The 23,431-nt window shown below is 17.5% G+C and carries 21 protein-coding genes and 2 tRNA genes; 12 read left to right on the forward strand and 11 right to left on the reverse strand.

Annotated elements, in window-relative coordinates:
- Positions 1 to 12: 12 nt before the first annotated feature.
- The 6 genes from rpmJ (at position 13) to rplQ (ending at position 3,215) form a co-directional block, all read left to right on the forward strand.
- Positions 13 to 129 carry a 50S ribosomal protein L36 gene (gene rpmJ, locus MEJ61_RS00710; protein WP_459563184.1) on the forward strand — a complete coding sequence of 39 codons (117 nt, stop codon included), beginning with the start codon at positions 13 to 15 and terminating at the stop codon, positions 127 to 129.
- Between the two features lie 23 nt (positions 130 to 152).
- Entirely contained in the window at positions 153 to 509 is a 357-nt protein-coding gene (gene rpsM, locus MEJ61_RS00715; protein WP_459563185.1) for a 30S ribosomal protein S13, read from the forward strand.
- 280 nt (positions 510 to 789) lie between these two features.
- Complete coding sequence (gene rpsK / locus MEJ61_RS00720) at positions 790 to 1,155, forward strand: 30S ribosomal protein S11 (protein WP_459563364.1); 366 nt, start codon at positions 790 to 792, stop codon at positions 1,153 to 1,155.
- Positions 1,156 to 1,170: 15 nt separating this feature from the next.
- Entirely contained in the window at positions 1,171 to 1,791 is a 621-nt protein-coding gene (gene rpsD, locus MEJ61_RS00725; RefSeq protein WP_459563186.1) for a 30S ribosomal protein S4, read from the forward strand.
- Positions 1,792 to 1,823: 32 nt separating this feature from the next.
- Positions 1,824 to 2,816, forward strand: a complete 993-nt coding sequence (locus MEJ61_RS00730) for a DNA-directed RNA polymerase subunit alpha (protein ID WP_459563187.1) — start codon at positions 1,824 to 1,826, stop codon at positions 2,814 to 2,816.
- Between the two features lie 24 nt (positions 2,817 to 2,840).
- Positions 2,841 to 3,215, forward strand: a complete 375-nt coding sequence (gene rplQ, locus MEJ61_RS00735; protein WP_459563188.1) for a 50S ribosomal protein L17 — start codon at positions 2,841 to 2,843, stop codon at positions 3,213 to 3,215.
- Between the two features lie 61 nt (positions 3,216 to 3,276).
- On the opposite strand, the gene MEJ61_RS00740 is transcribed toward rplQ, so the two are convergent.
- Positions 3,277 to 3,347 (reverse strand) — tRNA-Glu (locus tag MEJ61_RS00740).
- Between the two features lie 88 nt (positions 3,348 to 3,435).
- On the opposite strand from MEJ61_RS00740, the gene rpmE reads away from it, so the two are divergent.
- Positions 3,436 to 3,645, forward strand: coding sequence for a 50S ribosomal protein L31 (gene rpmE, locus MEJ61_RS00745; protein ID WP_459563189.1), 210 nt, complete (start codon positions 3,436 to 3,438; stop codon positions 3,643 to 3,645).
- Positions 3,646 to 3,753: 108 nt separating this feature from the next.
- On the opposite strand, the gene hslU is transcribed toward rpmE, so the two are convergent.
- Genes hslU through glyQ form a run of 4 tightly spaced genes read right to left on the reverse strand, consistent with a single transcriptional unit; the run spans position 3,754 to position 8,476 of the window.
- Positions 3,754 to 5,058 carry an ATP-dependent protease ATPase subunit HslU gene (gene hslU, locus MEJ61_RS00750; RefSeq protein WP_459563190.1) on the reverse strand — a complete coding sequence of 435 codons (1,305 nt, stop codon included), beginning with the start codon at positions 5,056 to 5,058 and terminating at the stop codon, positions 3,754 to 3,756.
- Positions 5,059 to 5,068: 10 nt separating this feature from the next.
- Entirely contained in the window at positions 5,069 to 5,590 is a 522-nt protein-coding gene (hslV, locus tag MEJ61_RS00755; RefSeq protein WP_459563191.1) for an ATP-dependent protease subunit HslV, read from the reverse strand.
- 28 nt (positions 5,591 to 5,618) lie between these two features.
- On the reverse strand, positions 5,619 to 7,571 hold the full coding sequence (gene glyS / locus MEJ61_RS00760) for a glycine--tRNA ligase subunit beta (RefSeq protein ID WP_459563385.1): 1,953 nt from the start codon (positions 7,569 to 7,571) through the stop codon (positions 5,619 to 5,621).
- A 32-nt stretch (positions 7,572 to 7,603) separates the two neighbouring features.
- Positions 7,604 to 8,476, reverse strand: coding sequence for a glycine--tRNA ligase subunit alpha (gene glyQ / locus MEJ61_RS00765; RefSeq protein ID WP_459563386.1), 873 nt, complete (start codon positions 8,474 to 8,476; stop codon positions 7,604 to 7,606).
- Positions 8,477 to 8,597: 121 nt separating this feature from the next.
- Between glyQ and rsmH the strand changes: the two genes are divergently transcribed.
- On the forward strand, positions 8,598 to 9,455 hold the full coding sequence (rsmH, locus tag MEJ61_RS00770; protein WP_459563195.1) for a 16S rRNA (cytosine(1402)-N(4))-methyltransferase RsmH: 858 nt from the start codon (positions 8,598 to 8,600) through the stop codon (positions 9,453 to 9,455).
- 63 nt (positions 9,456 to 9,518) lie between these two features.
- A complete protein-coding gene (gene secA / locus MEJ61_RS00775; RefSeq protein WP_459563196.1) occupies positions 9,519 to 11,987 on the forward strand; it encodes a preprotein translocase subunit SecA in 2,469 nt (822 codons plus the stop codon).
- Positions 11,988 to 12,109: 122 nt separating this feature from the next.
- Here the strand turns inward: secA and fbaA are convergent, their stop codons facing one another.
- From fbaA to ssb, 3 genes are all read right to left on the reverse strand, one after another.
- On the reverse strand, positions 12,110 to 13,174 hold the full coding sequence (gene fbaA, locus MEJ61_RS00780; protein WP_459563197.1) for a class II fructose-bisphosphate aldolase: 1,065 nt from the start codon (positions 13,172 to 13,174) through the stop codon (positions 12,110 to 12,112).
- 235 nt (positions 13,175 to 13,409) lie between these two features.
- Positions 13,410 to 15,431: a transketolase gene (tkt, locus tag MEJ61_RS00785; protein ID WP_459563198.1), complete on the reverse strand. Its 2,022-nt coding sequence runs from the start codon at positions 15,429 to 15,431 to the stop codon at positions 13,410 to 13,412.
- Positions 15,432 to 15,692: 261 nt separating this feature from the next.
- Positions 15,693 to 16,148 (reverse strand): single-stranded DNA-binding protein, encoded by a 456-nt coding sequence (gene ssb, locus MEJ61_RS00790; RefSeq protein ID WP_459563199.1) that lies wholly within the window; start codon positions 16,146 to 16,148, stop codon positions 15,693 to 15,695.
- 2,780 nt (positions 16,149 to 18,928) lie between these two features.
- Between ssb and MEJ61_RS00795 the strand changes: the two genes are divergently transcribed.
- The 3 genes from MEJ61_RS00795 to MEJ61_RS00805 are packed head-to-tail and all read left to right on the forward strand — an operon-like array spanning position 18,929 to position 20,907.
- Positions 18,929 to 20,143 (forward strand): IscS subfamily cysteine desulfurase, encoded by a 1,215-nt coding sequence (locus MEJ61_RS00795; RefSeq protein WP_459563366.1) that lies wholly within the window; start codon positions 18,929 to 18,931, stop codon positions 20,141 to 20,143.
- A 15-nt stretch (positions 20,144 to 20,158) separates the two neighbouring features.
- Positions 20,159 to 20,542 (forward strand): Fe-S cluster assembly scaffold IscU, encoded by a 384-nt coding sequence (iscU, locus tag MEJ61_RS00800; protein ID WP_459563387.1) that lies wholly within the window; start codon positions 20,159 to 20,161, stop codon positions 20,540 to 20,542.
- 41 nt (positions 20,543 to 20,583) lie between these two features.
- A complete protein-coding gene (locus tag MEJ61_RS00805) occupies positions 20,584 to 20,907 on the forward strand; it encodes a HesB/IscA family protein (RefSeq protein ID WP_459563201.1) in 324 nt (107 codons plus the stop codon).
- Positions 20,908 to 21,364: 457 nt separating this feature from the next.
- Here MEJ61_RS00805 and ybeY read toward each other — a convergent pair whose 3' ends face one another.
- The 3 genes from ybeY to tgt form a co-directional block, all read right to left on the reverse strand.
- The gene (ybeY, locus tag MEJ61_RS00810) at positions 21,365 to 21,790 is read right to left on the reverse strand and encodes an rRNA maturation RNase YbeY (RefSeq protein ID WP_459563388.1); all 426 of its coding nucleotides are present in this window, start codon (positions 21,788 to 21,790) and stop codon (positions 21,365 to 21,367) included.
- Positions 21,791 to 21,856: 66 nt separating this feature from the next.
- Positions 21,857 to 21,929 (reverse strand) — tRNA-Trp (locus MEJ61_RS00815).
- A 365-nt stretch (positions 21,930 to 22,294) separates the two neighbouring features.
- On the reverse strand, positions 22,295 to 23,419 hold the full coding sequence (gene tgt / locus MEJ61_RS00820) for a tRNA guanosine(34) transglycosylase Tgt (protein ID WP_459563203.1): 1,125 nt from the start codon (positions 23,417 to 23,419) through the stop codon (positions 22,295 to 22,297).
- Between the last annotated feature and the right edge of the window lie 12 nt (positions 23,420 to 23,431).

Here is a 23,431-nt window from a genome sequence, read left to right on the forward strand (position 1 = left end):
TGTGAGAATATAATGAAAGTTCGTGCTTCTATTAAAAAAATTTGTAGAAATTGTAAGATAATAAGAAGAAATAGAATAATTCGTGTAGTTTGTAGTTTTTCATTAAAACATAAACAAAGACAGGGTTAATTTTAAATATTTAAGGAGATAAATTGATAAGAATATCAGGAGTTAATATTCCAGAAAATAAACATATATTAATTGCATTGACATCAATTTTTGGTATAGGTAAATCTAGATCTAAAAAAATATGTCTTAAATTTAATATTAATGAAAAAATTAATATTAAACAATTAAATATCAAAACAATTGATTCTATACGTGAATATATTTCAAATTTTTTAGTTGAAGGTGATTTACATAGAGATATTAAATTAAATATTAAAAGACTTATAGATATTAATTGTTATAGAGGTTTGAGACATAGTAATAAATTACCAGTAAGAGGTCAAAGAACTAAAACTAATGCTAGAACTTCAAAAGGTCCACGTAAGATAATTAGAAAATAAGGTTTTTATGATTAATAAAAATATTAATAAAAAAACAAATATTAAAATAAATAAAAAAAAAAATAAAAAAAATGATGTTAAAACAAATTTAAAAACAAATTTAAAAACAAATTTAAAAACAAATTTAAAAACAAATTTAAAAACAAATTTAAAAACAAATTTAAAAACAAATTTAAAAACAAATTTAAAAACAGATTTAAAAACAAATTTAAAAACAGATTTAAAAACAAATACAAAAACGGATGTTAAAATAGATTCAAAAACTAATAATAATGATGTTATTATTAAAAATAAAAAACAAATTTCAGAAGGTATAGCTCATATATATTCGTCTTTTAATAATACAATTATTACTATTACAGATCTTAAAGGAAATACTTTAGTATCTTCATCTTCTGGTGCTTCTGGATTTAAAGGTTCTAGAAAATCAACTCCGTTTTCAGCGCAAGTTGCTACTGAAAGATGTTCAATTTTGTTAAAAAAATATGGTGTTAAAAATTTACAAATTAAAATAAAAGGTCCTGGTTCTGGTAGAGAATCTACTATAAGATCTTTAAATTCTTTGGGTTTTAATATAATTAGTATTATAGATGTTACCCCAATTCCTCATAATGGTTGTCGTGCTCCTAAAAGACGTCGTGTTTAAATTTTAAGGTATAATATGGCAAAATTTTTAGGCCCTAAATTGAAATTAAGTCGTAGAGAACAATCGGATTTATATTTAAAATCTGGTGTTCGTGATATTAATTTAAAATGTAATATGGAAAAATTACCAGGCCAAATCAATGTACATAAAATACGTTTATCTGATTATGCTTTGCAGTTACGTGAAAAACAAAAAGTGAGACGTATTTATGGTATTTTAGAAAAACAATTTAAAAATTATTATATAAAAGCAAATCGTTTAAAAGGTAGTACTAGTGTTAATTTATTGCGTTTAATAGAACTTAGATTAGATAATATTGTTTATCGTATGGGTTTTAGTTCTACTCGTGCTGAAGCTAAACAATTAATTAGTCATAAATCGATTTTAGTTAATGATAAAGTAGTTAATATTCCTTCTTATCAATTATTATTAAATGATGTAGTTAGAATAAATAAACAATCTATTAATCAAGAACGTATTAAATTAGCTTTTAATATTTTTAAACAAAGAGAAAAATCTGAATGGTTAATTGTTGATCATTCTAAATTTCAAGGATCTTTGTTAAGATTACCTAACCGTTTAGATATATATCCTGATATTAATGAACAATTAATAATTGAGTTATATTCTAAATAATTTTTATTAATTTTTTTTTGGAGGATATTAAAATGTCAAAGTTTTATATAGACTTTTTAAAACCTACTATTAAAAAAGTAGAAAAAATTTCCGATGTTAGTTCAAAGATAACTCTTGAACCCTTAGAAAGGGGATTTGGTCATACGTTTGGTAATGCAATTAGACGTGTTTTGCTTTCATCAATTCCAGGATGTGCGGTTACAGAAATTGAAATAGAAGGAGTATTACATGAATATAGTGTTATAAAAGGTGTTAAAGAAAGTGTATTAGAAATATTATTAAAATTAAAATCTTTAGTTATAAATATTGAAAATAAAAATTCAGTTGTTGTTAATATTAAAAAACATGGTGTTTGTAAATTAACTGGAAAAGATATAATGAATAATAATAAATATGTTAAAATTTTAAATTCTAATTATGTTATTTGTAATTTAACTAGTGTAAAATCAAATATTGCAATAAATATAAAAATTGAAAGAGGTAGAGGGTATTTCCCTGTAATTCAAAGAAAGGGTAGTCAAAAAAAAATAGGTTTAATTTTTTTAGATGTTTGTTTCAATCCTATTAAATATGTTTCTTATAGTGTTAAAACTATTGTTTTTGGAGATAGGGATGATGTTGATAGTTTAACTATTGTAATAGAAACAAATGGAATAATTGATTCAAAATTAGCATTTATTACTTCTTCTACTATTTTAGCAGAACAATTTTCTATTTTTATGGACTTAAGTAGTATTATAAAGCCAGAAATAAAATTGGAAAAACCTAAAATTAATCCTATATTATTACGTAATGTTGAAGAATTAGAATTAACTGTTCGTTCTTTAAATTGTTTAAAATCTGAAGCTATACATTATATTGGCGATTTAGTGCAATGTACTGAAGTTGAGCTTTTAAAAACACCTAATTTAGGTAAAAAATCATTGACTGAAATTAAAGAAATATTGAATTCACATGGTTTATCTTTAGGTATGAGAATAGAAAATTGGCCACCTTTTAAAAAACATAAAAAAAAAAATTATTAAAAATTAATTTAATTGGATTTAAATATGAGACACAGAAAAATTGGTAGATTATTTAATAGAAATAGTAGTCATAGAAAATTAATGTTACGTAATATAATTTGTTCTTTAATAAATTATGAAATTATTAAAACAACTTTAGCTAAAGCAAAAGAATTAAGACGTTTTGTAGAACCTATTATTACTATTTCTAAAATAGATATTATTAAAAATAGAAGATTAATATTTTCAAAAATAAGAGATAATAAAATTGTAAGTAAATTATTTAAAAAAATTGGACCTATTTATTTTAATAGACCAGGTGGTTATACACGTATATTTAAATGTGGTTATCGTAATGGAGATAATTCTCCTATGGCATATATAGAATTAGTTAATAGAAATAAAAAAAATATTAAATAATTTTAAATTGTTTTAATAATATTAAATTTTAAATATATTTATTATTATAAATTAAAATTTATGTCCTCTAGGGGATTTGAACCCCTATTGCCGCCGTGAAAGGGCGGTGTCCTACCCTTAGACGAAGAGGACTTTTATTATAATATATTATATATATTAGAATAGTCAAGTAATAATTTTATTATTTTTGATATTTAATAAATTAAAGGAAATTAAAAAAATGAAAAATAATATTCACCCAAAGTATAAAAAAGTTAATTTTAAATGTTCTTGTGGAAATATAATTAAAGTTTTTTCAACAATATATAAAAATACTAATTTAGATATTTGTAATAATTGTCATCCTTTTTATACTGGCTCACAACGTGATGGTTCTTCAGGAGGTAGAATTAATATATTTAATAAACGTTTTAAAAATATTAATAAATAAATTATTTTAATTATAAATTTATAATAAATTTATTTTTAAATTTAAATTATTATTTATTTAATTCATGTAAGGTTTAATTACCTTACATGAATATTATCTTGTATAATATTATAAAATAAATTTATTTAAATCTTCTTTTATAGTTTTTATTTTTATTTTTTTTTTAACATACTTACTGTCTATAATAATTTTTGTGTTTGTTATTTTATTTGCATTATATGAAATTTCTTCCAATAAATTTTCTAGTATAGTATGTAATCTTCTTGCACCTGTATTTTCATAAGTTTTATTTAATATAAACGCAGATTTTGCTATATTATATATACCACATTTTGTAAATTCAATATTTAATCCTTCTGTTAATATTAATTTTTTATACTGTTCTATTAATGAAAATTTAGGTTCTATTAATATTTTTTTAAAATCTTTTATATTTAATGGTTTTAATTTAATTTGTATTGGGAAACGTCCTTGTAATTCTGGTATTAAATCTGAAGGTTTATATGAATGAAAAGCTCCTGATGCAATAAATAAAATATTGTCTGTATTAATATTACCATATTTAGTCAAAACAGTACAACCTTCTACTAAAGATAATAAATCTCTTTGAACCCCCTCTCTTGAAATTTCGAAATTATTATTATAATTTTGACTTCTGCAAATTTTATCTATTTCATCAATAAAAACTATTCCGTTTTGCTCTATGTCATTAATAATTTTTTTTTTATAATTTTTTTTGAATAATTTTAATGTTTCTTCTTTTGTAATAATTTTAATAGCATTTTTAATTTTAATTTCTTTATTTTTTATATTATAAAAATTTTTAAACATTTTTTGTATTTCATTTGTTGTTTTTTTTATATTTGTATAATTTATAATTTCAAAATCTATTTTTTTAAATTTAAAATTAATTTTTATTTTTTTATTATTTAATTCACCATTATGTAATTTTTGTATTAAAATTTTATAAATGAATTTTATATTTTTAATTTTTTTTTTTTTAATAATTTTTTTTATTAAAATATTAATAATTTTTTTTTCAGATATTTTTTTTATTTTTATATTATTGTTTTTTTTTTTAATAATATTGAAAGTAGAATCTGCAAGATCATGAATAATTGAATCAATTTCTTTACCTACATAACCAACTTCTGTGAATTTTGTTGCTTCTACTTTAATAAAAGGTGAATTTGATATTTTAGCTAATCTTCTAGCAATTTCTGTTTTTCCGACTCCAGTTGGTCCAATCATAAGTATGTTTTTTGGTCTTATTTCTTTTTTACTTTTTTTTTTTAAATTAAATATTCTCCAACGATTACGTAATGCAATTGCAATAGCGCGTTTAGCTTTTTTTTGTCCAATTATATATAAATTTAATTTAGATACAATTTCCTGCGGTGTCATTTTTAACATAGTTTTTTCCTTATTTTAATTCTTTAATTATTATATTTTTATTTGTGTATATACAAATGTCACTAGCGATTTTAAGTGATTTTTCTACAATTATACGCGCACTTAATTTTGTATTTTCAAGTAATACACGCGCTGCTGCTAAAGCATATATACCTCCAGAACCAATACCTATTAAATTATGTTCAGGTTTAATAATATCTCCTAAACCAGTTATAATTAATGAATTTGTTTTATTTGCAACAGCTAAAAATGTTTCTAATCTTCTTAAAATTTTATCATCTCTCCAATCTTTAGCAAGATCTATTGCTGCTTTAATTAATTTTCCATTATTAATTTCTAGTTTTTTTTCAAAAATTTCAAATAATTTAAATGAATCTGATATGCTTCCTGCAAAACCAGCTATTATTTTATTATTATACATATATTTTACTTTCTCACAATTTGTTTTAATAATTATATTACCTAATGTTGCTTGTCCATCGCCACCCATTGCTGTTTTGCCGTCTCTACTTACACTTAAAATAGTTGTCATATTTATCCTTAAAATTTATATAAATATTTTATTTTAATATTGCAATATTTGCAATTTTATCAAAAATTTCTTTAATTTTATTTAATATAGTTAAACGATTAATGCATATTTTATTTTCATTAATCATTATCATTATTTTATTAAAAAAAATATTAATATATTTATTAATATTTATAAATTTTTTAAAAATAATTTTATATTTTTTTTTAAAAATTAATTTATTTATTTTTTTTTTTAAAAAAATTATTTTTTTAAATAATTTTATTTCATATTTTTCTTTTAATAAGGATATTTTTATTTTTTTATAAAAAATATTATTTGATTTATATATAATATTTAAAATTCTTTTATTAGAGTTTATTAAATTATATGATTTTTTAAAATTTAGTAAAAATTTGATTGCTTTTAAATGATTATAAAAGTTTAAAATATTTGTAAATTTAAATTTTTTAATAGATTTAATAATTTCTTTTGGATATCCTTTCTTAATATATAAAAAACAAAATCTTTTAAATATAAAATTAATAATATCATTTACAACATTATTATTATTTATTTTATTTCCATATAATATAATATTTTTTTTAATAATATTTTTTAAATTTAATTTTATCTTTTTTTTAATTATTGTATTTAAGATGTATAATGCATTACGACGTATTTCAAATGGGTCTTTTTTACTTTTAGTAATGTTTCCTATACCAAAAATACCAACTAAAAAATCTATTTTATTAGAAATTAATAATAATGATGATAATAATAATTTTTTTTTAATTTTATTATTTAAAAAATTTTTTTTTTTTTTTTTATTTAAAGAAATGGAAATAATCTCTGATTCTTTATAATAATGCGAATAATACATTCCTATTATTCCATGAAGTTTGGGGAATTCAATTACTATATTTTTAATTAAATCACATTTTGAAATTAAATTTAAACGTATTGAATAATTAATATTTTTTTTATTTATATGTGATAGTAAAATAGATATAATTATAATTCTAAAAATTTTTTCATATAATGTTCCTATTTTTTCTTGAAATATTATTTGTTTTAATTTTTTTAAATTGTTTTCTAGAGATTTTTTACAATCTTTTTTAAAAAAATTTTCTATATCTTTAAGGCGATAATTTAATAGTCTTTCATTATCTTTAATAATAATATTTGAATTTATTGTTTTAATATTTAAAATTAAAATAAATTTAGGTAGTATAATTTTTTTATAATTATAAATTGGAAATATTTTTTGATATTTTTTCATAATATAAATAATAGGTTCTAAAGGATATTTTAAAAATTGTTTTTTAAAATTTCCAATTAAAATTACTGGCCATTCTACTAATGATGTTAATTCATTTAAAAGTTTTTTATCTAAATCAATAATACCTATTTTTTTTTTAATTTTAAAAATTGACTTTTTAATAATTAAAGATTTTCTTATATTATAATTTGCAATAACTTTACATTTTAAAAATAAAATATCTGGATAATCATTTGCATTTTTAATAAGTATTTTTTTAATACCCATAAAATGATGACCATAAATTTTTCTTGTTGATTTTATTCCTAAAATAGAAACAGGGATTAATTTATTATTTAGTAAAATAACAATATTTCTAATTGGACGTATAAAAAGTATTTTTTTATTATTCCATTTCATTTTTTTAAAATTATTTAGTTTATTTAATGAATTATTAATTATTTTTATTATTTTTTTTTTAAATAATTTTATTATTGATTTTTTTTTAATAATTGAATTATTATATAAAAATTTTTTTTTGTTAAATTTTAGTATATTTAAGTTATTTATTTTAATTGCTAAACGTCGTGATGTTGCAAACCAATTAATTTTATAATAATTTATTTTATATTTATTTAATTCAATAATAAAATTATAAAATAATGATTTTGCAATTAAAACAAGAGATTTATGTGGTAAATCTTCGGTTCCGATTTCTATTAAAAAATTAAATTTTATCATTTTTAAAATTTTTATTTTGTAAATATTATAAATTATTTTAAATAAAATTTACTATATAAATTAGCAATTTTTTTGCTTAATGCTCTAATATTAAGAATATATCTTTGTCTTTCTGTTGATGATATCGCTTTTCTTGAATCTAAAATATTAAATATATGAATAGTTTTTAAAATATATTCATAAGCTGGTATTATAAGTGGTTTTTTTAATTTTAGTATTTTTTTTGCTTCTATTTTATATTCTTTAAAGCAATTAAAAAGAAAATTAATATTAGCGTATTTAAAATTATATCTAGAATATTCTAATTCATTATTATAAAACATATCACCATAAGTTGTTTTTTTAAATTTATTATTGTCCCAAATAATATCGTAGATGTTATATTTTTTTTGCATATACATTGCTATTCTTTCTAAACCATAAGTAATTTCAACAGTTATGGGAAAACATTCTATACCTCCCATTTGTTGAAAATATGTTATTTGTGATATTTCTAATCCATTTAACCATATTTCCCAACCTAATCCTGAAGCTCCTAATGTAGGGTTTTCCCAATTATCTTCAATAAAACGTATATCATATGTTTTAATATTTAAACCTAATATATTTAGTGAATTTAAATATAATTCTTGTACATTATTTGGTGGTGGTTTTATAATTACTTGTAATTGAAAATATCTTTGTAAACGATAAGCGTTTTTACTATAACGTCCATCAGAAGGTCTACGTGATGGTTGTATATAAACTGCTGATATAGGTTTTGAACCTAAAGAATTAAAAAAAGTCATTGGATGTGTTGTTGCTGCCCCAACTTCTAATTCTAAAGGTTGAATTACAATACATCCTTTTTTATACCAATAATTTTTTAATGTTAATATTAAATTTTGAAATGTGGGATTTTTCATTTTAAAATTTATTTATTAAAATAACGATTTATGTTTATTATTTTATATATTTATTAATTTTAATAAAGATAAATAATAATTTAATTTTAATAATTTATTAATAATTTTTTATATAAACACTTTGAAAAAATATAAACATATATCAGTTTTATTAAATGAATCAATAGAAAATTTAAAAATAAAAAGTGATGGTATTTATATTGACTCAACATTTGGTTGCGGAGGTCATTCTAAAATAATTTTATCTAAATTAGGTAAAAAAGGTAAATTATTTTCATTAGATAGAGATCCAGAATCAATAAATATTGCTAATAATATAAAGGATTCTCGTTTTAAAATTTTAAATTTGAATTTTTCAAATTTATATAAAATTAATTTAAACGGTAAAATTAATGGTATTTTATTTGATTTAGGACTGTCTTCTATTCAATTAGATAATCCTAATCGTGGTTTTTCGTTTATTAATGATGGAATTTTAGATATGCGTATGAATCAAAAAATAGGAAACAGTGCAATTGATTGGCTTAATAATTCTAATATTAAAGAAATGTGTCATGTGTTTAAAAAATTTGGAGAAGAACGTTTTTCAAAACGTATATCTAAAGCTATTTATAAATATAATAAAATTAAACCAATAACTAGAACTAAGGAGTTATCTAATTTGGTAAAATTAAATTGTAGTAAATTTTATGACACTAAACATCCTGCTACTCGTATTTTTCAAGCAATACGTATTTATATTAATAATGAAATTGAAGAAATTAAAAATGGATTAAAACATTCTTTAAAATTACTTTCTAGTAAAGGTAGATTATGTATTATTAGTTTTCATTCTTTAGAAGATAGAGTTGTTAAAAATTTTATAAAATTTAATTCATCTAAATTTAAATCATTAGGAAAAATTAAACCTTCATTAATTGAAATAAAAAAAAATATTCGTGCTAGAAGCGCAATTTTAAGAATTGCTGAAAAAATTTAAATATATTAAAATTATTTATTTAATAATTATATTTTATTATTAATTTTTATAATTTTTTAAAATATGATATATAAACTAATTAAAAAAATATTTAATAATAAAAATTATGAATTCAAAAATATTTATAAAATTGTTAAAAAAATAAATGATTTAGAACCTTATATTAAAAAATTATCAAATATTAAAATTAAAAAATATACCAAAAAGTTTAAAAATAGATTAAAAAAAGGCGAAACTTTATATAATATATTACCAGAGGCTTTTTCAGTTGTACGTGAGACAAGCAAAAGAGTATTTGGTATGCGTCATTTTAATGTTCAATTATTAGGTGGTATTGTACTTAATAACAGATGTATTGCTGAAATGAAAACTGGTGAAGGTAAAACTTTAACTTCAACATTGTCAATTTATTTAAATGCTTTAGAAGGTATAGGTGTTCATGTAATAACTGTAAATGATTATTTAGCAAAAAGAGATGCTGAAAATAATAAATATATATTTGAGTTTTTAGGGTTAAAAGTTGGAATAAATTTACCTGAAATGTCTATTATTGAGAAAAAAAAATCATATTTAGCTGATATTACATATGGTACTAATAATGAATTTGGTTTTGATTATTTACGTGATAATATGATATTTAATAAAGAATTAAAAGTGCAAAGATTATTAAATTATGCATTAATAGATGAAGTAGATTCAATATTAATTGATGAATCAAGAACTCCTTTGATAATATCTTCTAGTTCTAAGAATATTTCAAATATATATTTTAAAATAAATAAAATTATATCTATTTTAGTTAAACAAAAAACAAAAAATTTAAATGAAAATAAAAATTTTTATATTGATTTTAAAAACAAACAAATTTATTTATCAGAAAAAGGTTTAATATTAATTGAAAAAATATTTATTAAAAATAATTTAATTAAAAAAAAAAAATTACTTTACTCTTCAGAGAATATTTATTTAATACATCATATTAATAATGCATTACGTGCACATATTTTATTTAAACGAGATGTAGACTATATTTTAAAAAATAAAAAAATTGTAATTGTTGATGAACATACTGGGAGAATTATGAATAATAGAAGATGGTCAGATGGTTTGCATCAAGCTATTGAAGCTAAAGAAAATGTTCCAATTAATAATGAAAATCAAATTTTATCTACTATTACTTTGCAAAAATATTTTCTTTTATATAAAAAAATATCTGGAATGACTGGCACAGCATATTCTGAATTTAATGAATTTAAAGAAATATATAATTTAAAAACTATTATTATACCTTCAAATTGTAAAAATATTAGAAAAGATTTTTCTGATAGAATTTATATATCAGAAAAAGAAAAATTTAAAGCTATTATAAAAGAAATTAAGAAATATAATTTAAAAGGTCAACCTTTATTAATAGGAACAATATCTATTGAGAAATCTGAAATTTTATCTAAAAAATTAAGTAAACTTAATATTAGTCATAAAGTTTTAAATGCTAAATTTCATTTAATAGAATCTAAAATTATTTCTAAAGCTGGTGAAATAGGTTCTATTACTATTGCAACAAATATGGCTGGTAGAGGTACAGATATTATTTTAGGTGGTAAGTTTAATATTAAAAATAATATTTTAAATAATCAAGAAAATCGAAAATTGTGGAAAAAAAAACATGATATTATATCTAATATAGGTGGTTTACATATTATTGGTTCTGAACGACACGAATCTAGGCGTATTGATAATCAATTGATAGGTCGATCCGGTAGACAAGGAGATCCTGGTTCAACTAGGTTTTATTTATCATTAGAAGATACAATTATACAAATGTTTACTTTATATAATATTTCAAAAATAATATATAAATTTGGTTTTAAATCAAATGAAGTAATTGAAAATAATTTTATTACAAAATTAATTAAAAATGCTCAAAAAAAAATTGAAATTAGAAATTTTGAAATTCGTAAACAATTAATAAAATATGATAATATTATCAATAATATTAGAGATATTTTTTATATTCAAAGGAATAATATATTAAATAGTTTTAAAGTTAAAAAAATAATTTGTAATATTAGAAAATATGTAATTAAATCTATAATTAATCAAAATGTTAATAAATTTTTTTTAATTACAAAAATAAATTATATTAATTTAGAAAATTTTTTTAAAAATGAATTTTGTTTAAATTTTTATATTTTTAAATTATTTAATAATAACAAAATTGCTATCAAAGTATTGTTTAAATATATTTTAATAATTTTTAAAATTAGTTATTTTAAAAAAGAAAAATTTATTGGTTTTAAAAATATTAGAAATATTGAAAAATATATAATGTTAAAAACATTAGATTTATTATGGAAAGAATATTTATATTTTATAGATAGATTAAGAAAAAGTATATATTTTTGTATTTATATTCAAAAAAATCCTGAACAAGAATATAAACGTGAATCTTTTAATATTTTTTGTAATATGATGGAAATATTTAAATACGAAATAATTTATATAATTACTACAATTTTTTTTAAGATATAAATATATAAAAATTATTTGAAATTAATTTTAATTTGTTTTAAAAATTTATTAGTATTAGTAATTTATAAATAATTTTTATTATTTAAATTAATATTGTAAATTATATATTTTATTTTAAATAATTAAAATTTTTGTTTTTCATAAAAATTTTTTAAATATAAAATTATATTTTTTTGTCCAGCTCTTATAATTTTTCTAGGATCATAATAATTTTTATTAGGGTTATTTATACCTTTTGGATTACCTAATTGTGTTTGTAGAAAATTTTTATTTTTTTTATAATATTTTAATATTCCAAACCAATTCGCCCATTGTATATCTGTATCAATATTTATTTTTACAACACCGTATTTAATAGATTCCTTTATATCTTTATTAAGTGAACCTGAACCTCCATGAAATACAAAATTTATGTTATTTTTAGGTAAATTAAATTTATTAGAAATATATTTCTGAGTATCTCTTAAAATGGTAGGTTTTAATTTTACGTTACCTGTTTTATATACTCCATGTACATTCCCAAAAGCTGCGGCTATTGTTAAATTTTTACTTATTATTTTAAGTTTTTCATAAACATAAGAAACAATCTCAGGTTTTGTGTAGAAATTTGAACTTGTTAAATTATTATTATTTATTCCATCTTCTTCTCCTCCAGTGCATCCTAATTCAATTTCTAATGTTAAATTTATTTTTTTCATTCGTTTTAAATATTTACTGCATATTTTAATATTATTTTCAATAGTCTCTTTTGATAAATCAATCATATGTGATGAGAATAATGGTTTTTTATTTATATGGAAAAATTTTTCATTTTCATATAAAAGACCATCAAGCCATGGTAGTATTTCTTTATAACAATGGTCAGTATGTAACATTACATTAGCTCCATAATATTTTGCCATTTTATGAACATATTTTGCAGCTGAAACTGCTCCTAAAATCGCTGCCTCAGTTGTTTTTCTTTTTTTAAGCAATCCTTCTCCAGCAATAAAAGCTGCGCCTCTATATGAAAATTGAATAATAATAGGTAATTTTAATTTTGCTGAAGCTTCTAAAATAGAATTAATATAATCTATTCCTACGCAATTTATCGCTGGTATTGCAAATTGGTTTTTTTTAGCAAATTCGAATATTTTTTGAACATTATCACCTAATATTACTCCATTTTTAAATTTTTTTTTTTCCATAATATACCCTCTAAAATTTATTATTTTAAAATTAATTTAAAATATTTAAATTATTAATATTTATTTTTATTTTAAATATATATATAGTTATTAATTTTTGTAAAATAATTAAATATTTAATATAAATTTTTTATATTTAATAAAATTAAGTTTATTATAAAATATTTATTTAAAATTAAATATTGTAATGTTATTTTTTTAAATATTTAATAAATAATATTTATATTTTAATATTTTAAATCATATTATTTGAATAATTTTTAATTATTTTTTTTTTTGTTTTTTTTATTATATTATTTATTGTAAAACCGAATTTTTTAAATAATTTTTCAGCTGGACCTGATTCACCAAAAGTTTTCATACCTATAATAGTTCCGTTTAATCCTACATATTTAAACCAAAAATCTGATGAACTTGCTTCTATTGCAATACGATTTTTAATTATTTTTGGTAATATTTTTTCTTTATATTTTTTTTTTTGAATATCAAAAATATTTGTTGAAGGCATTGAAATTACTCTAGTATATATTTTTATTGTTTTTAATTTTTTTGATGCTTTTATTGTTATATTTAATTCTGATCCAGTAGTAATAAATATTATATCAGGAAAATTATTATAATCTTTTATTATATATCCTCCTTTGTTAATATTATTTATTTGATATAAGTTACGTTGTTGTTGTATTACATTTTGACGTGTTAAAATTATTGAAGTTGGGCCATTATTTCTAGTTATAGCATTTTTCCAAGCAACTGCAGTTTCAACTTGATCGCAAGGTCTCCAAATATTCATATTAGGAATTATACGTAGATTTGATAAAGTTTCTATAGGTTGATGCGTTGGTCCATCTTCTCCTAATCCTATAGAGTCATGGGTATATATAAATATTGAATGTATTTTCATTAATGATGCCATTCTTATAGCGTTATGTGCATATTCAAAAAATATCAAAAATGTAGCAGAATATGGTAATAAAGCTCCATGTAATGATATTCCATTAGTTATTGCACTCATACCAAACTCACGTACTCCATAATGAATATAATTACCGTGATTATTTTTATTAAAAGATTTAGATCCAGACCAATTACTTAAATTACTAGGTGTTAAATCAGCTGACCCTCCTATTAATTCAGGTAATATTTTCCCTAAAATTTCTAAAGTTTCTTGTGATGCTTTTCTAGTAGCAATATTTTTATTTAAAATTTGTGTTTTTTTAATAAATTTATTTATTTTTTTATCGAAAATTTTAGGTAATTTATTTTCTATTCTTCTTTTAAATTCATTATATAATTTGGGATATTTTTTGCTATATTTTTTAATAAGTATATTCCATTTATTTTCTTTTTTATTTCCTTTTTTTTTAGCATTCCATTTTAAATAAATATTTTTTGGAATTGTAAATTCCGGGTATTTCCATTTTAATAATAAACGAGTTGCTTTAATTTCATTTGTACCTAATGGTGTTCCATGTATATCATTTGTACCAGATTTATTAGGTGAACCATATCCTATAATAGTTTTACAAATAATTAATGTTGGTTTATCTATTGATTTGTGAGCTTTTTTTATTGCTTTTTTAATTTCATTATTATTATGACCATTTATATTTTCAATAACATTCCAATTATATGATTTAAAACGTTTTGCTACATTTTCGTTGAACCATTCTTTAACATTTCCATCAATTGATATATTATTATCATCATAAAAAGCTATTATTTTATTTAATTTTAATGTACCAGCTAAAGAGCATACTTCATGTGAAATACCTTCCATAAGACATCCGTCTCCTATAAATACATAAGTTTTGTGATCAATTATATTATATTTTGGTTTATTAAATTGTTTAGATAATATACGTTCAGCTATAGCTAAGCCTATTGAATTTGCTAAACCTTGACCTAAAGGACCTGTAGTTGTTTCAATACCGTTTAAATTTTTATTATATTCTGGATGACCTGGAGTTTTAGAGTTTAATTGTCTAAAATTTTTAATATCATTTATTGTTATATTATATCCTGTAAGATGTAATATACTATATAATAAAATTGAACCATGACCATTAGATAAAACAAATCTATCACGATTAAACCATAATGGATTATCTGGGTTATGATTAATGAAATTACGCCATAAAACTTCTGCAATATCTGCCATTCCCATAGGCATTCCTGGATGTCCTGAGTTTGCTTTTTGGATTGCATCAATACTTAAAATTCTAATTGCATTAGATAATTCTTTATGATTTGCCATTTTTTTTCCAAAATATTTAATATTTTAAATTATTTATTAATATTATACAATATTTAATTAATTTTTATTTTTATTAAAATATTTATTAATATAATACATGTTAATTATTATTATAAATTAAATAATAATATAATAAAATAATATTTGTTTTATAAAAATATAAAATATATAATTTAATATATGTTTATAAAATTATTTAATAAGGCGCATTAGCACCTTATTAAAAATATTTATTGGATTTATATTTAAATTTATTTATAATTAAAACGGTAGATCATCTTCAAAATTTATTTTTTTTTCATCTATGTTTTCAATAATATTGTTTTTATTATTTTTTAAATTTTTTTTGTTTTTAATTTCATTATTTTGTTTATATCCTAACATTAACATTACACCTCCAATTTTTACCACAATCTCAGTTACATATTTTTCAATATTATTTTTATCTACCCATTTTCTTGTTTGTAATGCTCCCTCTATATATACTTGTGAGCCTTTTTTAAGATATTCACCTGCAATTTCTGCTAATTTACCAAATATTACAATTTTATGCCATTCAATTTTTTCTTTTTGTTCGTTTGTAATTTTATCTTTCCAAATTTCAGATGTAGCAATATCAAAATTTGCTACTGCGTTTCCGTTAGACATATATCTAACTTTAGGGTCTTTTCCTAAATATCCGATTAAAATTACTTTATTTATTCCTTTTGTTGACATTAATTATGTCCTATAAAATTAAATAATTTTAAATTTATTTAAGTGTAATAATATTAAATTTATTATATTTATTGCAGATATTAATTATTTTAAAATTAATAATTAATAATATTTTTAATATCTTAAAATTTTAAATATTAAATATTTTATTAAATTTTTATTGTCAATATATATTTAGGTTTATAGATTTTTTAAATTATTATAATTTATGAATTTTTAATTATATAATTTTTTTAGTTTTATTGATTTGTGAATTTTTAATAGAATATTATAAAAATTTTTATAAAATTTGATTTTTAATATTTTTCGTTTTAATATAAACATTATATTAATATTATTAAATTGTTGTTATTTTAAATTTTTTCTATATGTTTTATTTTTTTATTTATATTAATATTTATAAAATTTAAATTATTATATAAATTATATTTAACTTTGTATAATAAATAAGTTTAATATTTTTTATATAGAAATTTTTATATTTTATTGTTTTGTTGATTTTTTAATATTCGGATAATTTTTAAATAATAATAATATATTAATAATTAAATTTAATTTATGAAGCTTTTAAAATTTTTATTTTTATTATTTTTAATTATACTATAAAAATAATATTTTAGTAATCTATATTAGATATATTAATATATTAGATAGTTAAATTAAATAGTTAATTTTAAATTATTTATTATATTTATTGATTATAAATTTTTTGTATATAGATATTTTATAATATTTTAATACTTTATATTATTTTATTTATTATGGTATTATTTTTATTTAATGTTAATTATAAATTTATTTTGAATTTTTTAAAATATAAAATTTTTAATTATTTTATTATAATTTGTTTTTATTTATATTATTTAATTAATTATAAATATTTAATAATACATAAATATAACTATGTTTTGATATTTAATTTTAAATATTTTTTTAAGAATAAATATTTAATATATTTAAATTATATATTTAAGTAGATTTATTATATTTAATTATATTTTTATATTTTATTTTATTAATAATATAAACTTTTTAAAATTAAAAATATTTATACGTTATGTCAATAGAAATTTTTTTTATTTTTTAATTTTTTTAAATTTATTAATTAATAATGAAAAATTAAATTTAAATTTAAATTTAAATTTTATGTTTTATGGTTTTATTATTATTTAATTTAAAAAGATGGTTTTATGTATTTAGTATATTATATTAAAAATTTATTATTAAGAATACTCTATAATTAATATTATTACAAGTAGAAAATTTTAATAAATTTTTTATTTTTGTGTAGTTTTAAATATTCTGAAAATATCTTTTTAATTTTAATTTTAATTTTAATTTTAATTTTAATTTTAATTTTAATTTTTATAGATATTTATGTGTTTTTATATTTTATATTACTAATTTGATTAATATCAATAGTATAATTATAATATTTGATTTAATTAAAATAAGTTTTTTATATTATATTTAATAAATTTTTAGCATTAGATTTTGTTAATTTAGTAAATAATTAATAATTTAATATTTTAAATTTAATTATAAGTTTAATTACTTTTTTTTGAAATTTAAATTATTATGATCATCATTAATATCATTAATATTATTAATATATTGTTTTTGTTTATAATATTTTACATTTTGAAAAATATAATTATGTAATTTTATTATTATAATTAATTTAAAATTATGTTTTTTATTTTTAAGAGTTTAATAATTATAATAATTTATAAATATAATATAACAAAAAATTTTTTTTTAATAAATTATTATTATATTTTTAAAATTTGATATATTTAATGTGTAATATAAATATTTTTATAGTTTAAATATTTAAAATTAGTTTTTTTTTTAAAATTTATTTTATATTAATTTATTTGATTGATAATTTTATAATTTTATAATTTTATAATTTTATAATTTTATTAATTATAATTAATATTAATATTTTTTTCTGTAAATATTAATGTTTTTGATTTAAATGTGAATTTTTTATTTAAAATAATTATAGTTATTTTATATTATTTTAATTAATTTTTAATTTTAATTGCTTTTTATAAATAATAATTTTTTATTTTTTTAAATATTTAAAATTTATATTATGTTTTAATAATAAATTATATTTTATAATTACAATATTTTGTTAATATTTATAATTTATTAAAGTATTATATTATATATATTTATTTTTAGTTATTAGATTGGTAAAATAGTGTTTTATTTTTATAATTAATTTGTGGTTTTTATTTTAAAATAAATAGATTTATATTTTTTAATTTTATTATTTTTAATTTTGTTAAATAAATTATTAAATTATTAAATTATCAAATTATTAAATTATTGAATTATTTATTTATTATGTATTATTTAATTTGAACTAATATATTTATTTATATATATTTAAGTTTTAAGTTTTAAATTTTTTATTTATTAATAATTATATAAAATTACATTTATTTTTAAATAATTTATATTTTTAATTTTTAATAATTCTGTATATTAATGTTTAGTGTGTATTAAAGTAATTTTTATTAATATTGTTGTTGTTAAAATTATTAATTATTTGATTTTTAGAATTATTAATAATTTAAAAATTAATTTTTAACGTAATTTCTTAAAAATATATTTTTAAAATTTTATTTTTAAATATCACTTAATTTTTTAAAAATAATATTATTAAAATTTAGTTAATTATATAAATTAAATATTAAATAAAAATAATGTTTTTAAATATTATAAATTTATTTTTAAATTTAAAATATTTATTAATATATAATTTAATGATGTTACCTATTTATATGGATTATTCTGCTACGTCGCCTGTAGATAAACGTGTTGTTTTTAAAATGATGAAATATTTAATGTTAAATGGTAATTTTGGAAATCCTTCTTCAAGGTCTCATTATTTTGGATGGAGAGCTGAAGAAAGTGTTAATTATTATAGAAAAAAAATTGCAAAATTAATTAATGTTAATTTTAAAGAAATTATTTTTACTTCTGGAGCTACTGAATCAATAAATTTAGCAATAAAAGGTGTTGCTAGTTTTTATAAAAAAAGAGGTAAACATATTATAACTTGTAAAACTGAACATAAATCAGTTTTAGATAGTTGTAGGTATTTAGAAAAAAAAGGTTTTAATATAAGTTATATAAAACCAGAAATTAATGGAATTATAAATATTAAAACAATTTTAGATAATATAAATTGTGAAACTATTTTAATTTCTATTATGCATGTTAACAACGAAATTGGTATAATACAAAATATTAAGAAAATCAGTAAATTATGTTTTAAAAAAAAAATTTTTTTTCATGTTGATGCTACTCAAAGTATTGGAAAAACATTTATTAATTTTCAAAAAATAAAAACAAATTTAGTATCTTTTTCTGCGCACAAAATATATGGTCCTAAAGGAATTGGTGTGTTATATATTAATAATACATCAAAAATTAGAATAGAACCTCAAATTCATGGCGGCGGTCATGAAAAAGGTATTAGATCTGGTACTTTAGCTGTTCATCAAATTGTTGGTATTGGTGAATCTTGTAATATTTTATTAAAAGAAATGAATAATGATATTTATTTTTTTCATTTATTAAAATGTAGATTCTGGAATGGAATTAAAAATATTGAAGAAGTATATTTAAATGGAGAATTTAATTATAGCGTTCCTAATATTATTAATATAAGTTTTAATTATATTGAAGGTGAATCTTTAATAATGTCTTTAAAAAATCTTGCTGTATCTTCAGGGTCAGCTTGTACTTCATCTAGTTTAGAACCGTCATATGTACTTATTTCATTAGGAATAAACGAACAATTAGCTCATAGTTCTATAAGATTTTCGTTTGGTCGTTTTTCTAAGATTGAAGAAATTGATTATAGTATTTATTTAATTATTAAATCTATCAAAAAATTACGAGATATTTCACCTTTATGGGAAATATTTAAACAAGGAATAGATATTAATTCTATTATTTGGAAAGATAATTAAATATCGGATAAAATAATGTCTTATAATAAGGAATTATTAGATCATTATGAAAATCCTCGTAATGTGGGTTCTTTAAATTCAAAAAATAAAAATGTTGGCAGTGGTATGGTTGGATCTCCTTCGTGTGGTGATGTTATGAAATTACAAATAAAAGTTAATAAAAACGGTATTATTGAAGATGTTAAATTTAAAACATATGGATGTGGTTCTGCTATAGCTTCAAGTTCATTGTTAACTGAATTAATAAAAGGAAAATCAATTAATAAAGTTAAAAAAATTAAAAATATTTTAATTGCTAAAAAATTATTATTACCTCCAGTAAAATTACATTGTTCTATTTTAGCTGAAAATGCAATTAAAGAAGCAATTAAAAATTATTATACTAAAAATAGTTTTTAAATTAATTTGTATTTTTTAAAAATTATATTATAATAAAATTTATGAAAATAAATATAAGTGATAATGCTATTAATTATTTTTTTTTTTTAATTAAAATTAAAAAAAAATTTGGAATAAAATTAGGTGTTAAAAACTCTGGATGTTCAGGGTTAAAATATGATATTAAATATATTAATAATTTAAATTATAATAATTATTTTATTTTTAATAAAAAAGGATTAATAATTTTTATTAAAAAAAAAAATTTTATATATTTAAATAACATTAAAATTGATGTTGCTAAAAATAAATTTATAAAAAAATTTATTTTTAACAATCCTAATATGAAAAATAAATGTAATTGTGGAAAAAGTTTTAGTATATAAATAATTTGTATATATATATTATATATAATATATATAATACATATAATACATAATACATAATATATAATATATAATATATAATATATAATATATAATATATAATATATAATATATAATATATAATATATAATATATATATTATATATATTATATATAATATATAATATATATTTATTTATATTATTAAATTTTGATTTTGTTATTTAATATTTAATATTTAATAATTAATGATATTTAACTATAATTTACAGTTGTTATTTAATTTTTAATTTTTAATGTTTATTATTTTATATTTTTATATTCTTTCAAATTTTTTTTATTTTTATTATTATTTATTTAAATATTTATAATTCTTTGTTTTAGGTATTATTTTAAATTTAAATTATTTTATAAATTTAATTTTATTTAAATAAAAAAAAAATATTGTAATTTATTAAATTTGATAGTTTATTAAATTTTATAAATAATATGGATTTTTATATCCTAGATTTTTTAAAAGTTCTATTTCTAATATTTCCATTTGTTTTTTTTCATAAGTTTTAATGTGATTAAAATTTAATAAATGTAAAATACTATGTATAATTATATTTATTAAAAATTCTTTATTTATGTTTTTGGTTTTTTTATTTAATTTAATTAATTTATTGTAAATTATTAAATCTCCTATGTTTTTTTTTTTATTATATATATTTAAAAAATTAAATGATAATGTATTTGTATATTTATTAATACCTCTATAAATTAAATTTAATTTTTTTATTTTTTTTTTATTTTTAAAATATACTGTTATTAATGTTGTTGTTTTAAATTTTTTAGTTATGTTTTTGATTAAATAAATAATTTTTTTTTTTTTTTTGTTATTATTTTTAAAAGTTAAAATCAATGATTTCGTTTTTAATTTTAGTTGTTTAAAATATAATTTTTTAAATAAATTAATATTATTATTATACAGAGGTGGTGAGATTTGAACTCACGACATTCGGTTTTGGAGACCGTTACTCTACCAACTGAGTTACACCTCTTTTAATAATAATAAATTTTTATTTATAATATTTAAAATGATATTTTTAAAATATTTTAATGTATATATTCTTATTTAATTTATTTTATTTTATTTTATTTTATATTATATTATTAATTTATTAAAATTTATAGTTTTAATTTATTTATTTGATGATATAGTAATGATATAATGTTTTTTGGTAAATTTAAAGAATTTTTAAAATTGGTATAAATTAATTTTTAAAAATAATAAATATTAATGTATAAGATTTTAAAAAATATGATTTAAATTTTTAGTTTCATTTATATTTATTTATTTTATTTCTAATGATATTAATTTAATTAAATTATAGAATAAGTTTTTAAAATTTATTTTGTAAATAATTTAAAAATTTAATTTAGGTATATTTTTGTGTATTTTTTTATAAAAATTATAAGCAAATAATTCAAATTTGTTTAAAATTATTGAATTTCTTATATTTAACATTAATTTTTTATAATATCTAATATTATGTATAGTATTTAATCTTACACCAAGTATTTCATTACAAACATTGATATTATTTAAATAAGATAGTGTGTAATTAGTGCATGTATAACAATCGCAATATTTATCTAAAGGTTTAATAATATTTTTATATTTTGAATTTTTAATATTAATAAATCCATTGCTTGTGAATAAATGACCATTTCTAGCATGACGTGTTGGAATTACACAATCAAATATATCAATACCTCTACGTACACTTTCTATTATATCTTCAGGTTTACCAATACCCATAAGATATCGTATTGAATTTTCTGGTATTTTCGGACAAATATAATTTAAAATATTATACATTGTATGTTTTGGTTCACCTACAGCTAAACCACCTATAGCATAATTATTAAATCCCATATTTATTAGTCCTTTTAAGGAAAAATATCTCAAATCTTTATAATTTCCACCTTGAATAATTCCAAATAAATTATTTTTATTTTTTATTTTTATAAATTGTTTTAGACTTCGTTTTGCCCAACGTAAAGACATAGAAACAGAATGTTTAATATAATTCCATGATGTTAAATATGATACACATTCATCTAAAACCATAGCAATATCAGAATTTAAAAAATATTGAATATTTATAGATTTTTCAGGGCTTAAAAAAATTTTGTTTCCGTTATTTGGGTTTTTAAAATAAATTCCTTCTTCTTTTATTTTATTTAATGTTTTTAAACTAAATATTTGAAAACCTCCTGAATCAGTTAATATAGGATTATTCCAATTCATATATTTATGTAAATCACCATGTAATTTTATAATTTTATTTCCTGGATGCAACCAAATATGAAATGTATTACTTAATAAAATTTGAGTACCTAATTTTTTAATTTCTTCTGTTGTTAAAGTTTTTATTACACCATAAGTTCCAACTGGCATAAATGCTGGTGTTTTTATTTTATAATTATTTATATACATAATTCCTGAACGTGCATAACCTCTTGTTTTTATAAGTTTATATTTCATTACAAATTCCTC

It is taken from the genome of Candidatus Psyllophila symbiotica (assembly GCF_029910555.1).
Taxonomy (GTDB): domain Bacteria; phylum Pseudomonadota; class Gammaproteobacteria; order Enterobacterales; family Enterobacteriaceae_A.